This is a genomic window from Pseudomonas sp. FW507-12TSA (assembly GCF_058781435.1).
The window spans coordinates 1-14,255 of sequence record NZ_JBYSWT010000016.1 but is presented as its reverse complement, the minus strand read 5'-3'; the positions used below and the strand labels follow the sequence as shown (position 1 = coordinate 14,255).

The 14,255-nt window shown below is 57.2% G+C and carries 12 protein-coding genes and 1 pseudogene; 6 read left to right on the top strand and 7 right to left on the bottom strand.

Annotated features, from left to right (window positions below; all coding sequences use genetic code 11):
• Position 1 precedes the first annotated feature (1 nt).
• A complete protein-coding gene (locus AC3WK8_RS16370; RefSeq protein WP_103325245.1) occupies positions 2 to 1,813 on the bottom strand; it encodes an ATP-dependent nuclease in 1,812 nt (603 codons plus the stop codon).
• Positions 1,814 to 2,250: 437 nt separating this feature from the next.
• Here AC3WK8_RS16370 and AC3WK8_RS16365 point away from each other — a divergent pair, with 437 nt between their 5' ends.
• From AC3WK8_RS16365 to AC3WK8_RS16350, 4 genes are read left to right on the top strand one after another with little or no spacing between them, the layout of a single operon-like run.
• Positions 2,251 to 2,454 (top strand): hypothetical protein, encoded by a 204-nt coding sequence (locus tag AC3WK8_RS16365; protein ID WP_103325243.1) that lies wholly within the window; start codon positions 2,251 to 2,253, stop codon positions 2,452 to 2,454.
• Positions 2,455 to 2,503: 49 nt separating this feature from the next.
• Positions 2,504 to 6,316 carry an NACHT domain-containing protein gene (locus AC3WK8_RS16360; protein ID WP_103325241.1) on the top strand — a complete coding sequence of 1,271 codons (3,813 nt, stop codon included), beginning with the start codon at positions 2,504 to 2,506 and terminating at the stop codon, positions 6,314 to 6,316.
• Positions 6,303 to 8,603 (top strand): AAA family ATPase, encoded by a 2,301-nt coding sequence (locus AC3WK8_RS16355; protein ID WP_103325240.1) that lies wholly within the window; start codon positions 6,303 to 6,305, stop codon positions 8,601 to 8,603. The genes AC3WK8_RS16360 and AC3WK8_RS16355 overlap by 14 nt, the downstream gene beginning before the upstream one ends.
• A 2-nt stretch (positions 8,604 to 8,605) precedes the next feature.
• Positions 8,606 to 9,541 carry an HNH endonuclease family protein gene (locus tag AC3WK8_RS16350; protein WP_103325238.1) on the top strand — a complete coding sequence of 312 codons (936 nt, stop codon included), beginning with the start codon at positions 8,606 to 8,608 and terminating at the stop codon, positions 9,539 to 9,541.
• 83 nt (positions 9,542 to 9,624) lie between these two features.
• On the opposite strand, the gene AC3WK8_RS16345 is transcribed toward AC3WK8_RS16350, so the two are convergent.
• Complete coding sequence (locus AC3WK8_RS16345) at positions 9,625 to 10,185, bottom strand: hypothetical protein (RefSeq protein ID WP_146043263.1); 561 nt, start codon at positions 10,183 to 10,185, stop codon at positions 9,625 to 9,627.
• 94 nt (positions 10,186 to 10,279) lie between these two features.
• A complete protein-coding gene (locus tag AC3WK8_RS16340; RefSeq protein ID WP_103325235.1) occupies positions 10,280 to 11,248 on the bottom strand; it encodes a DNA-binding protein in 969 nt (322 codons plus the stop codon).
• 201 nt (positions 11,249 to 11,449) lie between these two features.
• Between AC3WK8_RS16340 and AC3WK8_RS16335 the strand changes: the two genes are divergently transcribed.
• Together AC3WK8_RS16335 and AC3WK8_RS16330 are read left to right on the top strand one after the other, a co-directional pair.
• Positions 11,450 to 12,034: a hypothetical protein gene (locus AC3WK8_RS16335; protein WP_143494838.1), complete on the top strand. Its 585-nt coding sequence runs from the start codon at positions 11,450 to 11,452 to the stop codon at positions 12,032 to 12,034.
• Between the two features lie 9 nt (positions 12,035 to 12,043).
• Entirely contained in the window at positions 12,044 to 12,394 is a 351-nt protein-coding gene (locus AC3WK8_RS16330; protein WP_085600215.1) for a PAS domain-containing protein, read from the top strand.
• Positions 12,395 to 12,609: 215 nt separating this feature from the next.
• Here AC3WK8_RS16330 and AC3WK8_RS16325 read toward each other — a convergent pair whose 3' ends face one another.
• The 4 genes and pseudogenes from AC3WK8_RS16325 to AC3WK8_RS16310 form a co-directional block, all read right to left on the bottom strand.
• A complete protein-coding gene (locus AC3WK8_RS16325; RefSeq protein ID WP_256578805.1) occupies positions 12,610 to 13,044 on the bottom strand; it encodes an alpha/beta hydrolase family protein in 435 nt (144 codons plus the stop codon).
• A complete protein-coding gene (locus tag AC3WK8_RS16320; protein WP_256578806.1) occupies positions 13,022 to 13,534 on the bottom strand; it encodes an alpha/beta hydrolase in 513 nt (170 codons plus the stop codon). The genes AC3WK8_RS16325 and AC3WK8_RS16320 overlap by 23 nt, the downstream gene beginning before the upstream one ends.
• A 39-nt stretch (positions 13,535 to 13,573) precedes the next feature.
• The gene (locus AC3WK8_RS16315; protein ID WP_256592289.1) at positions 13,574 to 13,954 is read right to left on the bottom strand and encodes an NAD(P)H-binding protein; all 381 of its coding nucleotides are present in this window, start codon (positions 13,952 to 13,954) and stop codon (positions 13,574 to 13,576) included.
• A 62-nt stretch (positions 13,955 to 14,016) separates the two neighbouring features.
• Positions 14,017 to 14,223: pseudogene (locus AC3WK8_RS16310) on the bottom strand (paraquat-inducible protein A); the annotation flags it as partial.
• Between the last annotated feature and the right edge of the window lie 32 nt (positions 14,224 to 14,255).

Genomic DNA, 14,255 nt, shown 5'->3' with positions numbered 1-14,255 from the left:
GTTAAGGCCCAACCAAATCGAGAAAGTCATCATCCAGTTCCGAAAGTTCAGGCTCGGGCTTCTTGGGAACAATTGTGGCTGTAATGCTCTCGAGGGTGCTGACAATGAATTCCGGGAGTTGATCTCGGGTCATGGCGGTACAAAGTAAGCTGGCAGCAGCACCATCGCCTTTCCAGCGCTTCAGCAGCACCCCTAGAATCGCTGCTACCTCATCCTTCGTGGCATCAGGGCCCGGGGCCTTGTCCTTTAAGTCTGAAGGCCAAGCACCGCTGTCGACCAGAGACGCAACCCAGCCACGCAACACTTCCTCATCGGTTCCTTTGAGAACGACGTTCTCGAAACCTTTCTCAGGCGCTTGATAGGGGTAGTCGACCGACGCCTTAATAGCCTCCAATTGCTCGGGTGCCTGCTCGTCGAAAACGGCATAGACCTTCTTCCCGAGCCTGCGGTAGTAGGCACCCATCGGAGCGATCAGCGAGTCAGTCGTCGCATCGATGATTGGGATGCCCAATGCCTCAAGCGGCATGAAAGACTCCGGCTCCTGCTGATGAAGCAGTCGCGCTACGGCGGGCCAAGCGTCATATTCCGTCCGGCCTTCGGCAATCAGCACCCGACGTGCCAGAAGGGCCTCACAAACACGCAGCCGCATGTCTTGCCGGTACATTTTTGCTTTGATGCCCGGCGGCAGCCCTGCAGGCATAGCACTCAAGTTTCCATCGTTTCGGCTGATAACGATTACCTGCTCGGGGTCGAACTCTTCGAGCACGTAAGGCGAATGCGAGGTAAACAGCGCCTGGGCTGACTTGCTGCGCACACCGTTGATGATGCGTTTTTGAATATGCGGCGGGATTGCTATCTCTGGCTCCTCCATCGCAAAAATCACGTTCTGCTTTAGTTCCGCGATCAGTGACAGAAGTGCCAGTACCATCATGTTAACAGTACCGGTGCCTTGGCTCTGGAATGGTGCTGCATGCGCTTCGCCATCACTGCGCTGCGCACCGGTTGCCATGAAGACAGTTAACGCTTTTCGCAGAGACTCGCGAGTCAGTTGCGTAACACGCATTTGGGGATCGCTACCATCATCGCTGGGCATGTAGCCGCGGATCGAGGCCTGTACATCCGCCAGGATGTCGTTGATCCCGATCTCCGGATCAGCTGCAACCTGCAACTGTCGAAGCTCAACCAAGAGCCCTTCCCAGATTTTGAAGTTCTTGTCGTCCTGTAACCGCAAAATGATGTCCAAGAGCGAACCACGCTCAAGGCTCAACGCACGACTGCCGGTTCGGATCGTGCGCAGATACAGAAATCCACAGACACGCTTATCGGCAGTTCTGAAGAAATCGTAGGACCCATCCTGTTTCATCGGCGAACAGAAGTAAGTGGCACCAGTGAAATCATCCTCATCGGCATCGTAGCTGCCGATAAAAACGACGCGCAAACAGGCCTGAACCATCTGCTCGTCAGTACTCTCTGCTGGCGGGCCTCCGAGCAGATCTCCCGCGCCGTTATCCCACCACTCGATGTGATCCCTAAAACGCATTTCCTGATCCATATTCAGATCAGTGATGACCACTTCTATGGTTATGTTTACTGGCTGCCCCTGCAGATCGACATACTCTCCCGCATAAAAATCGTGCTCATCTATCACTGGCCTACGGGAGAGTCGCTCGGGGCCTAGTACGAGATCAAGCGCCTCTAGGAGCGTAGACTTACCAATGTTGTTATCACCAACGATGACGGCATGTTTGGGCAACAAAACATCCGCACGCTTGATGCCACGGAAATTCTCAATCTGCAGCCGTGCAACCCGCATATCCGTCCGCTCCCGATCCTGTGTAAGCCTCAGACAACAAGGCCAATAGCTATCACACAGTAGTCGAGAAATTGGCCCAATGCCTTCCGTGGGATTGCTTTTGCAGAGCGCGCGCGTTGCGCTCCCTACGAAGCAGATTCGGCATCGTAACCTTGGCAGCCACTGATCCCATCCGACTTGATAAAAGGCCTACTAGGTTAAACGGCGTGACTGGCACATATGCGGAGGCGGCTTGGCATCATCCACGGCTTTTCTCTGAACGCTACTGAGCAGATTTTCAGCAGAGTGGACCTTCTCGGGCGCGATGCCACCCTCTATAGTGGCCATTTGCGAGGCGACGAGGGCTGACCTGATTAAGTTGGCGTCGCCCAGCCCAATTGTCTTGAATAGCAGCGCGCGTACGCGAGCTCACTTCTATTTTCATCAGGAGTTGGATGATGCAGCAGTTCTCTTTGGTCCATGAAGGCATTACCCACTACGCGGATTATGAGGTGTGCGACGACACCCTTCTGGTTTATTTACCAAACGGTGAAATCCGCCGGACCGAGCTTCGTGGCCTGGATGCAGAATCGGCGGCTAGGCCCCATTTGCGCTCATATGTCAAAAACACGCAGGCGCATGGCGAAATACCAGACAACTGATAAGGCACACCGCTAAAAAAACTTTGAATCTTCATTGCAGGGATGCCAAATGCCTCAGGTACCGCTCAATCGGGGTTTCCGCCTTGTTCCGGAAACCTATCAGAAGGACGATATTCCAATTGGAGAACTGTTGCTTGCAAGCGCTTCGTCTGACGTCAAGACATGGCCACAGTTGTTCGATGAGTACCGCGTTGTCATTCTCGCCGAAGCTGGCGCCGGAAAGACCTACGAGTTGGAAGGAGCCGCACGACGACTAAAAGACCAGGGTAAAGCAGCGTTTTTTATCCGTATCGAAGACCTTTCGGAGCAGATTGAGCAGGCCTTCGAAGTAGGATCGGCAGAGGCATTCATCAGCTGGCTAGCAAGTTCCGACGAAGGTTGGTTCTTCCTCGATTCTGTGGATGAAATTCGCCTTACAGCAGCGCGGGTATTCGAACAAGCATTGCATAATTTTGCCGGTCGAGTGGGATCGGCCTGCAATCGCGCGCACATTTATGTGTCGAGCCGCCCGTATGCCTGGCGCCCGCAGCGAGACCGTACACTGCTTGAAGCAATTTTGCCGTTTCATGCTGACATGACCACGCTTGAGGGTGAACAAGATGAGCCCAATGTCAGCCTGGTCGCAGACGAAGTCACTTCACAACGGCTTACCGCGCACACCAACGAAGAGCCTCTCCCCACACTCAACGTTTACCAAATGACCGCGTTATCGGTCGAGGACATCCAGACTTTCGCGGAGTGCAACGAAGTTCCGAATAGCTCGACGTTCTTGCATGAACTGGAGCGCAGTAATCTGTTCACGTTGGCACAACTGCCGTTCGACTTGCGCGACCTGATCCACGCCTGGAAAACCGATCAGGTGTTGGGGAGTCGGTTGAACATCCTGGAGCAAAGCGTTACCCGGCAGTTAAGCCAAGCAGAATTGTGTACACCTTCGCTGACACTCACACGTCTGCTGGACGGCGCCCAATTGCTTGCCATCGCAGTAGTCCTGACTGGCATCGCTAACGTGCGGTTACAAGCTACAACTACCGGTGACGGCATCGACCCGATGGTGTTGCTGCCCGAATGGTCTGCGGCCGAACGCCATGCTCTGCTCACCAGCGGGCTTTTTGGGGAGCCAGTCTACGGAGAGGTGCGTTTCCGCCATCGCGAGGTACGGGAATTACTCGCCGCGCACTGGATCCAGCAGCACCTGGGTACCGAGACTAATCGCAACGAAATCGAGCCCTGGATGTTTCGTTCACGCTATGGACTGACAGTGCTGAGTGCACGCCTGCGCCCTCTGCTGCCGTGGTTGATTCTGTTCGACGAACGCATCCGTAATCGCGTCATTGCGCACTACCCAGAAGTCGTCGTTGAGGGTGGAGACGCCGCAGCATTGCCACTCAAGGAGCGCGAGGCAACCCTAAAGCGGGTGATTGAACAGATCACAGACCCGCTTGCGTCGCTCAGAGGGCTGGATAACAGTGCAATCGTGCGAATTGCTACCCCCGAGCTGGAACCCTTCACACTCCAGCTCATCGAAGAGCATTTTGAAAATGACCGGGTGATGTTCATTTTGGGACGCCTGGTGTGGCAAGGAAAGATGACTCAGAGCCTTGCGCCGCTAGGCCGTATTGCTGCGGATCCACAACGCGGTCACTACGCTCGTCTGGTTGCAGTTCGCGCAATCGGATGCTTGGCGGACAACGAGCGCCTCAACGAGCTTTGGCGGGCCATTCTGGACAGCGAGGGGGAAATACCCCGCGCGGTCTTTGCTGAGTTGGTCGCGTATGCACCGCCAAAGAAGGTCTCAATTGCCCTCATTCTGGAAACACTCGCCCGATCAGTGGGCTACAAGCGTTACGACTCCAGTGGACTCGCTGGCAACCTGACGGATTTCGTCAACCGCTTGGCTGGCTGCGCAGAACCCACATCAACCGATGACTTGCACGCGTTTGCCAGCGGTTTGCTGAGTTACCTCCAGAAAAAGCCGCATCTGGAGCGTGGGGAGTGCGAGCTTTCGAAAGCGTACTACTGGTTAATGCCAATCGCCTTGCGATGCGTAGAGCACTTGATCGTTAAGCGGGCTCCAGCCGCCATGTCCTCCACGACCCTGAGTATTCTTGCGATGCAATGGTTCGGTAGCGAACTGGGTGACATCAAAGGCGCATTGACGACCCTGGTTCCTGCGTGGCCAGACCTGAACGACGCATTGTTCTGGTGGTGCATCGCGAAATGCCGCGCGCAGCAGGCACGCAGAGGGCAGAGTCTCAAGGACGACTGGTCGGCTGAATGTTCATGGCACTTTTGGGCATTTGATGCGGACAGCTTCCCCAGGGTGTTGGGCTGGGTGCGGCAGCGTCCGTTAGAAGATGACCAGCTTGTCGCGCTGGCGAGGGCCTATCGCATCTTCACTGAGCATGACAAGCCACCACTCTGGCGTGAACAATTACTGGCCAGTACCCATGGCCTTAAACCCTTGCAAGAAACCTTGCAGGCACTGCTCAACCCGATACCAAACCCCACCCTCGTGCGCTTTCAGGAGCAGGAAAGAAAATACCGTCGTCAGCATGCACGGCAGCAAAAGCGAGAAAACACTCAGTGGATGCACTTCATCGAGCGCCTGAAAGCCAATCCCGATCTAGTGCGTCACCCGCCTGGCTTACAACCGAGCGAGGTGAGTAACTTTCAGTTTCATCTGATGGAACATATTCGTGAAGGCTCCGGATCGTCCACGCAGCTCGATGGCAGTAATTGGAGCGCACTGATCCCGGAGTTTGGCCTGGCGGTTGCCGAAGCCTATCGGGATGCCGCCGTCGCTTTCTGGCGTGCCTACCAACCCACTTTACGCTCAGAAGGCGCCGAGCCGAACAGTATTCCCGCAGCGGTCATGTTCGGGTTGACTGGCCTCGCGATCGAATTGAACGACCAGGACCACATTACCAAATTAGACGCGCGGGAAGCGGAGTCGGCCCTGCGCTACGCGCTTTTCGAGCTCAATGGCTTCCCTTCCTGGCTCGATAGCCTCTGCCGACAGTATCTGCCTGAGGCGACCGCATTTTTCTACCGCGAAATTGAGTGGGAATTGACCACCAGCCAGCCCGAGCAACGTCCATTCTATGTCCTGCACGATGTGGTCTATCATGCGCCCGTGCTGCATTCGACGCTGGCCCCGTTGCTTAAGCAATGGCTGATGAACCATCAGGTACAGAACCCTGAATGCCTGCGCTACAGCCGGCGCATCATCGGGAGTGACAACTTACCAGCGGCCGAAATCGCCGGACTGGCTTTGGACAAGATCGCCGACCCTGCGACGCCGCGCGAACAATTGCCCATTTGGTACGCGGTCCGTACCGACGCCGACCCGACATTGTCGCTCCGAGCCTTGAGAACAGCCCTGAAAAAGTTATCTCCAGCAGCTGCCGAGCGGTTCGGCGAAACCTTCAGCGTAGAGTTACTGGGAGGTCGGCGGAATGCAGTCCTGAGTATTGGCGGTTTCAACAGTCCAACTTACCTGAAAGATCTGTACCTCCTGATGCACAGCGTTATCCGAGTGAAAAACGACCTTAATCGTGCCGGAGGCGGGGTGTATTCCCCAACGGTACGTGATGATGCTCAGGACGCGCGCGAACGCCTCTTCGGCATGCTCCAAGAGCAATCTTCTGAGATCACCTACCGCGCGATCCTTGAGCTCGCCGAAAAACACCCTGTTCAGCATTTTTGCACCTACATGCGCGTGTGTGCTGTCAGCCGGGCAACCACCGACGGAGATATGCAGCCATGGCGCATTGAGGACGTCGCTGACGCTGCGCGTCGTCTCAATCGGACCAGCACCCTCCTCTCCCCGGCATTGGAGGTCGACCATGCAGTACGTTGATCGCCCCATGACTCCTCCAGCCGCACTCAGCTCCCCCCAAGCCCAGACGTCACGAAAAGCGATGCTGGAGTTTTGGCAGCGGGAGCCTCAGCGACGGGCGCAAACAAGCGTGCCGGCCATCGGATTTAACCCGGAAGAGCCGCACCTGCTGGAAGCGCTGGCCGACATGAGCGGGCAGCGCTGCGTTTTCTGTGAAGCCAGCGCTAAGCTGGTTATTCATCGCTTCCGTCCGCCAGGTAACGCGCTGCCAGTTGCGCGCTCCAGTGACGCGCATCTTTATTACGTCTGGCTTGCCGACGCGTGGCAGAACCTGCTGCCCATCTGTCAAGGCTGCACGCCGATTGAGCCGCAGTTTCCAGTTCGCAGAGCGCGCTGCCGGCCACCAGCACTGGACCAGGTTCAGGCGTATGTCAGCAGTGGCAAAGGGCTTTGGCCTTTTGGCTCGCCCGAAGAGGAGCCCTTGCTGCTGGATCCCACTCAGGAGCGACAGTTTGCCAAGCACTTGATCCCCACACTCGACGGTGAACTGCTGGCAGGCACAACTCGTGGCGAGCAAACCATTGCCATCTTCGACCTCAATCGCTCGGAGCGCCGCGATCAACGCTATCAGGTCTATCAAAAGCGCTTGGAAGCACTTTACACGTGTGTGCTTTCAGGAGAGCTCAAGAACATTGACCCGCTGGTTGATTTCAAGAGCCTGGAGTTCGGGGGTACGTGGTACTTGCTGCTCCGGCGCCTGCTCGAACATCTGTCGGTCAAAGGCATCGGGCGGAAGTTGGCTGTCGAGCGCGTGCGCCCTGCCCTTTACAAATGGGCTGCGACCCCCGATGCCGCCGCGCTACTGGAACAGGCGCGCCACCTGCTGCAGCGTGAAGACGCGGACCTTCGCGTGCATGGCACGCAGGTGCGGCGCCTGCCCCCGGCAAAAGACGCCGTGATTGCTATTCAAATTCGTAACTTCAAAGCTATTGAGCGTCTGGACCTCCGGCTCAACGAGCCATCGGCAAGCACCGCGGAGCACCATGGAACACTGGCTCCCTCGTTGGTCATTCTGGGTGAGAACGCCACCGGAAAAAGTTCTATTCTGGAAGCCATAGCCTTGACCCTGGTCCCCACGGCGGTACGCAGCGCACTCAATGTGCCCTGGGCTGACATGGTAATTGACCCTGCGCAGCTCGGCGTTGATCAGTTATGGGAGATGGCGACGGCCCACGTTCGAATCGAACTGACCAATCAACGCTGGGTTCAGTTGAGCATCGACCGACAGCAGCCCACCCACGACAGCGATCTGGGCAACCAGCAGGTCCCTGTCTTTGCCTACGGTGCTTTTCGTCGATACGGTCAGACCAGTCAGCGTGCAACTGCACATACCCATGTACGCAGCCTGTTTGACGGTCATCCGCTCTCCAATCCTGAGCCTTGGCTAAGCAGGCTTCACCAAGATCGCTTTGACATGGTGATTCGCACACTGCGCGATGTCTTGGCAATCGATGGTGAATTCGATGTCATTCAACGCATGCCGGGCACCGGCGCATTGTGCATGGTCACCACTGTGACTGATTTGGACGGTTCAACACGCTTCAACCACACACCACTTCACGCCGTGTCCTCGGGCTATCGGTCGATGTTGGCAATGGTCTGCGACATCCTCAAAGGACTGATGAGTCCGACAGTTTATCCTGGATTCGAGAATTTTCAGGCAGCACGCGGGGTAATCCTGATTGATGAAATCGAAGCCCACTTGCATCCGCGCTGGAAGGTACAGGTGATGTCCCGTCTGCGCGCAGCCCTGCCGAACATGACTTTCATTGTGACCACACATGACCCGTTGTGCTTGCGCGGCATGGCAGACGGTGAAGTCGCGGTAGTGCAACGCATCGCCACTTCGGAGGCTCGGCTGGACAGTCAATTCCCGATGGCCATCGAAAGCATCGCCGGTCTTCCGGCGGTAGCGGAGCTTCGCCTTGAACAGCTACTCACTTCAGATTTTTTCCAGATGCTCTCCACAGACGACGCTTATACCGATCGCCATCTGGCCAATGTTGCCGACTTGATGGCCAAGCTTAGCCGTGGCGACCTTTTAAGTATCGAGGATCAGCAGATGTTGAGCGTTTTCCAACGCGACATCAGCAGTGCCCTCCCCATCGGCTCAAGCGAGGCACATCGCCTCGTGCAGCAGGCTGTCGCCGAATACCTGGCCCGGCGGCGCGCCGCGAGTAGTGAGGCATTGCATGCGTTACGACGTAAAGTCAAGGACGAAATCCTCGCCGCGTTGGAGGACTTGTGATCATGCGTCAGGTCCGGCGTGCGCCTACTCCCGCCTCCCTTCAACTTGGGGCCGCCGGTAGCGATGAACTTGCGCGGGTACGCGTGCACCGCGCCACCCCCGCGCCGGCTGATAAAAAGAAGAAGAGCTTCGAGTACACGGCCTACAAGGGGGATGATGTCCGCCGTGCGTTAGAGAAAATGTTTCACGGTAAGTGTGCGTACTGTGAGACCATTTATGCCGCTTCGGCGCCGGTCGATATCGAGCATTATCGGCCCAAGGGGGGTGTCACCGAGGCAGCGACGCATGGCGGCTACTGGTGGATCGCCATGCAATGGGAAAATCTGCTGCCCTCATGCATCGACTGCAATCGCAAGCGCGGTCAGGTAATTGTGGAGGCATCCTCAAGTTTGGCCGTTTTGGCCGCCAGCACCTCTCCGCCGTTGACCCAAGCAGGAAAGAAAAACAGCTTCCCCTTGGCCGCCGGTGGGGTACGAACCACTGCCGAAGGTACAGACTTTTCCCTGGAGCAGCCATTGCTCCTCAACCCCTGCAATGACGATCCGGCCGCTCACCTGCTGTACAGCGTGGATCCAGCGCACCCCACGGGGTTGATCGTGCCGACCGGTACCCCAGCGCAGCAAAAGCGCGGTGCTGTCTCAATCCAGGTGTATGGATTGAATCGCCTCAAACTCCTGCAAGACCGCAATCGCGTGCTGCGTAGCATGGAATTCCTTGGCGACCTCATCATTGACCTGGCCACGTCGATCGACGCATTGGAGGCACCGGATGCCGCGCTTCAGCTACAAGGAACGCCCGCAGCCGGTGTTGCCACACGGCTGCGGCTGTTACGTGACCGCATGCTGCAGGAACTCAAAGCCGCAACTGCACCAGAAGCTCCCTATTCGGCAATGGCCCGGACTTGGCTGGAGGGTTTCAAGCGCCGCTTAGCCATCTGAGTCTCACCGCGGGCGCTGTGGCGGTCTGACTAACTGCCCCGGTACCCCCGCGCCTCCAATTGCAGCGCCACCTGCGCACTGACTCAGCGGGCCAGCAGCAAGATCACTAACATAAGCCCGACAAACAACAGGCCAGCGCTCGCCAGTCCCACCCGTTTGATCAATTGATCCAGTTTACGGTCCAGCCCCTGCACCTGACGTTCGAGCGTGTCGAGTCGAGTGAAAGCTGACTCACCATTGGCCTGATTGGTACCGGATTCCAGGTCGGTTGAACTGCGATCACTGTGCGTGGCGATCAAGCTCCCGCCTGCCCCGGTAGAGCCGATAGTGATCATCATCAGCAGCATCTTGACGTTATCTGCCCAGGGCGAGCCTTCCAATGCTTTTTTGAACACCAAGTCGTAGGAAAATTGGATCATCACGCCATAAGCAATCAGAAAGAAACCTTTGAGAAAGCGGTCGTCGCGATTGTCCACTAAAAAGATGAAGACGGTAAAAGCGCCCATCAAGTACGCCATTGCGGACACATCAATCCCGAAGAGGCGGTACGTAGTCCAGCTCTGGAGGACATTGAGCAACAGGGCCAGGAGCAAGCCCGGTTTGGTAGACAGCCAGTGCCACAGGTTCTTTTTTACAGATGACAACTACCCTACTCCCTCTGTTGGCGGCGAGAACTACCCGCCTGATTGATGGCAGGTTCATACGCACTGAACCGGATACATTGCGCATGATTTTGAATCACTCGCGGCTTTTCACTGAGCGCCGGGGTCGGCTACCCAGCGCCTCAGCACGGGCTTCAGCTGCGACTGCCCGCTCACGGGCTGCGACCAGTTCTTCGCGCACGGCCTGCAATGCGGATTGCAGGGAATTAACCTCTTCACCCGTGTCCCTTACTTGTTGCTGAGTCTGCTCCAGCTGCGCGGTCGCTAATTGAGCTTGGCTACGCACTACCTGAACCTGCTCGCGAGCATCGGCCAAGGCCAGTTGATGCGCCTCCGCGCTTCGCTGGGCCGCATTGAGCCGGCCCTGGGCGTCCTTGAGTTGTGTGCCCAGTGCCTTGCTTTCCTCGCGGGACCGATCGATTTCGCGATAGGCCCGGTCTTCAACGTCACGGGTGTAACGCTGCTGTTCGTCTCGCGCTCGCTCCGCCTGCTCGCGACTATCGAGTAGCTGTTGCTGAAGCTCAAGCAACTGGTGGCGACCATCATCGCGCTGCGCCTGGAGTTCGTCCCGCTGGCGGTATAGATCGTCGATCTGTGCCTGGCGCTGGGTTAGTAATTGTTCCAAGTCGGCAAGGCGGGTTTCGACGCCTTGCCGTGCGGTGACGGCCTCGGCGGCCTGCTGCTGTGCCCTGGCCACCTCCAGGCGGGCGCGGGCTTCCAGCGCCGCCAGTGTCTCGCGCTCCTCAGCCAGCACCTGACGCTGGGTATCCAGGGCCTGTTCGGCGACACCTTGCGCCATCAGGGTGGCCTGCTGCCAGATGGCCACGAAGGCCTGCGCGACCTCCGCCGGCAAGCCGGGCAGGCGGGTTTCGCCGCGCAAGCGCCCGGCCAGTTGTTCCCACCACTGATCGAGCAAGCCACCGACCCGCGCCGGGCTACCGCGCCCCAACTCCAAGCGTACCCGTTCCACCGTCGGCCGCTCACCGCGGGCCAGAACCGCGTCCGCGGCGGCAAACACGTCGTTTTCTGGTACGCCTACTGCCATGCCCTACCCTCCACTCATTAAGGTCTGATAATTAAATCTTATCCGATCTTATAGATTAAGAATCTAATTTTTAATACGTTCATCGTATAAAATTATACACAATGTAAAGTCTCTTGGTGCGGTGCTGATCGTCCAGTGACAACCGAGGTAGTCCGATGCTCCTCTTTTCCACCACGCGGGCGGTCAGGAAGACACTGCTTCATGTCATTAATGCCGCATGCTCCGCAAACACTGGCTTGCCGCACTCGCTTTGGGGGCTATCGCGATAGAACCCGTTTTGAACTGCTGACCTCCTGCTCGGCGGAGTACTTCTGGGAATCGCTTGGGCCAGGCAGACTGAGTTCAAATACCTCGATATCGTTGTCGGCCTCACTCACCGAGCTTCTACAACCTCATGCGCCAGCCCGTTTAAGTGAGCTCTTTGCCCGGGTACACCCGGATGATTGCGCCGCTGTAGAAGCCTTGGTTTACGGCAAGGTGGGCAGCCTGTCCCAAGTGTTTGAATGCCGTATCCGCACCAGAATGGATGAGTACGCGCGGCTCAAAGGCTACCTGGGCGCAAGCAATGTCTCATCGCTTTCATCCCATGTGATCTGTGTTGCGCTGGCGGCCAGCGAGCTGCGCTTCGAGCTTTCGCTTGAAGTCATCCGTGACGCCCTCTGGGAGATGCAGGTAGTGGAAGGTGACCTCCTCAATCCCAGAAACACGTTGTGGTGGTCACCTCAGTTCATTGGTCTGCTGGGTTTCGAAAACGTTGAGGAGTTTCCCGAACGGCTGGAGAGCTGAGCATCCCGTCTGCATCCGGATGACCAGCAAAACAGCTTCGAGACATTTGCTGCTTACATGGCGGATCTCAATGTGTCCGCCCCACTCGACCTGTTTTATCGACTGAAATTGAAAAATGGTGATTACCGATGGTTTCGCGCACGAGGTCTGGCCCAGCGCAACAGCAGCGGTGTACTTCTACGTGTGGTGGGGTCGCTGGTTGATGCGCAAGATGAGTACGAAGAGTCCGAGCTTCGACGACTGCAAGCGCTTCAGCATGAATCACTACAGGGCAGCCTGCAGAAGATAAACACGATTGTCAGCTCGATCGAGGGCATCGCGACTCAGACCAACCATCCTGGATCGCTCCTCTGGCGGTAACCGCCAGACGCTGAAATATTGAAATCAGTATAAGGACGAAGGGCAAGTCTACTTTGCCTATTCCGACTGGAGACTTGCTTGATCTGTTGGATTTTTGGTAAGCCTTTCCTACGCAGCTCAAACTGAGCAAGGCTGCTTCGATACTGCGCTATAGGAAGGGGGAAATATTTTTGCCTAAATCGGCAAAATAAGCCTGCGCGCTGGTCCGCCTAGCTTTACTGCAAATGCTTGCGCAGGAACGGCATGGCCTGTGCCAAGGGCTCAGGTTTGTTATACAAGTCGTAATGCGACCAGCCTTCAGCAACGTAAATCTGCTTATCGGCCGAGGCTGCCCGACCGTAGATTTCCCAGCCATCCCGGTAGGCCCCATAAGCGCCCGTCTTATCACCGATGACCAACAGCAGCGGCTGGGTCAACAGCACCTCGGCATGCAGGAACGCATCCCAGCCGAATGCGGCGCTGTTGAACGAAAACAGGCCACTGGTGGCGCCGTTGGGCTGTTGTCCACGCGCAGTCTTGTAGTAATCGGTCGCTTCGAGCACATCGATATCGGTGATGCCCGCATTGCGTCCCTCCTCGACCGAAGCTGGCAGATAGTTGATGACATGCCGGACGCCTCCCTGAGCTTCAGCGGTGCGCTGGGCAGCCATGGCTTGAAGAGCTGCGACCGGATCGAAATTGCTGAAGCCTTCGGATCAGACGCCCGAAGTTGCCCCCGGTGATCGAGACCAGCGCTTTGATCCGGTGGTCGGTGATAGCAGCGTGCACGGTATAAGCGCCCCCACCGCAGATGCCGATAGCACCTATCCGCGCAGGGTCGACATAGGGCAATGTGACCAAATAGTCGATGACAAAACGGATATCGGACACACGGATCGACGGGGCTTCGACAAAGCGCGGCTCACCGCCACTCGCGCCCTGGAAGCTGGCATCGAAGGCAATCACTACGAAGCCCTCCCTGGCCAGGCCCGCGCCGTAGACATTGCCCGAGGTCTGTTCTTTGCAACTGCCGATCGGGTGGGAGCTGACAATCGCCGGGTATTGCTTGGAGGCGTCGAAACCTGGTGGCAGGTACAGGTCTGCCGCGGTTTCCCAGCCCAGATTCTGGTATCGAAGGTGCTTGATTGTGATATCGCTCATGGGATTCTCCGCTTGGTTCGTATGCACAGGGGCAGTGATTTACATGAACGCGGGCTTGTCGCCGTCGCTTCCCGGCTTGTTGACACCTACGTTGTCACGCAACAACCAGTTGGGCGTCTCGATAATATGGACGATCAGCGCCGCGACACTCTTGCGCGAAATCTCGGTACCACGGAAAGGCTCATGCCGGCCGGTGGTCTCGTAATCTAGTTCATCATGGTCGCTGAGCCAGGCCGCACGCAGAATGGTGTAGTCCAGGTCGCTGGCTTCGATCAGGTCGGCCGACCGCCGGTATGGGCTAAGATACTGGCCGATTTCACGATGATTCCACTCGCCGAACTTGCCAGGAATTTCGTCATAGATGCCCAGGGAATTGACGAAGATGAGGCGGCTGGGCCCTGCTGCGTGCATGGCGCCGATGATACGGTCAGTCTGATCATCGATTTCACCTGCCAGGTTGGCGTAGACAATGCTCTGAAAATGCTGACGGTCATGATCGGCAGCAGGTTGGCCGGGATGTAGAGCAACATGGCGCTGATCAGCAAGGCCCAGGTCCGCCTGATGCTGTCCGGGCGGCGCACATGCAAGAGCGCCCGGCAACGACTGCAACGCGCGGGTTGCTGGCCGTCGATGGGATTGAGTTGATGACATTCGCCGCAGACCTGGATGCCGGCATCGATTGCACGCATCGTTACCTTCCTCGAGCGTCGCCCCCCGGGCT

Coding starts and splice junctions, on each gene's coding strand:
- AC3WK8_RS16365 (WP_103325243.1), top strand. CDS start 2,251: ATGCAGCAGTTCTCTTTGGTCCATGAAGGCATTACCCACTACGCGGAT.
- AC3WK8_RS16350 (WP_103325238.1), top strand. CDS start 8,606: ATGCGTCAGGTCCGGCGTGCGCCTACTCCCGCCTCCCTTCAACTTGGG.
- AC3WK8_RS16320 (WP_256578806.1), bottom strand. CDS start 13,534: ATGAGCGATATCACAATCAAGCACCTTCGATACCAGAATCTGGGCTGG.
- AC3WK8_RS16340 (WP_103325235.1), bottom strand. CDS start 11,248: ATGGCAGTAGGCGTACCAGAAAACGACGTGTTTGCCGCCGCGGACGCG.
- AC3WK8_RS16325 (WP_256578805.1), bottom strand. CDS start 13,044: ATGGCTGCCCAGCGCACCGCTGAAGCTCAGGGAGGCGTCCGGCATGTC.
- AC3WK8_RS16370 (WP_103325245.1), bottom strand. CDS start 1,813: ATGCGGGTTGCACGGCTGCAGATTGAGAATTTCCGTGGCATCAAGCGT.
- AC3WK8_RS16360 (WP_103325241.1), top strand. CDS start 2,504: ATGCCTCAGGTACCGCTCAATCGGGGTTTCCGCCTTGTTCCGGAAACC.
- AC3WK8_RS16355 (WP_103325240.1), top strand. CDS start 6,303: ATGCAGTACGTTGATCGCCCCATGACTCCTCCAGCCGCACTCAGCTCC.
- AC3WK8_RS16335 (WP_143494838.1), top strand. CDS start 11,450: ATGTCATTAATGCCGCATGCTCCGCAAACACTGGCTTGCCGCACTCGC.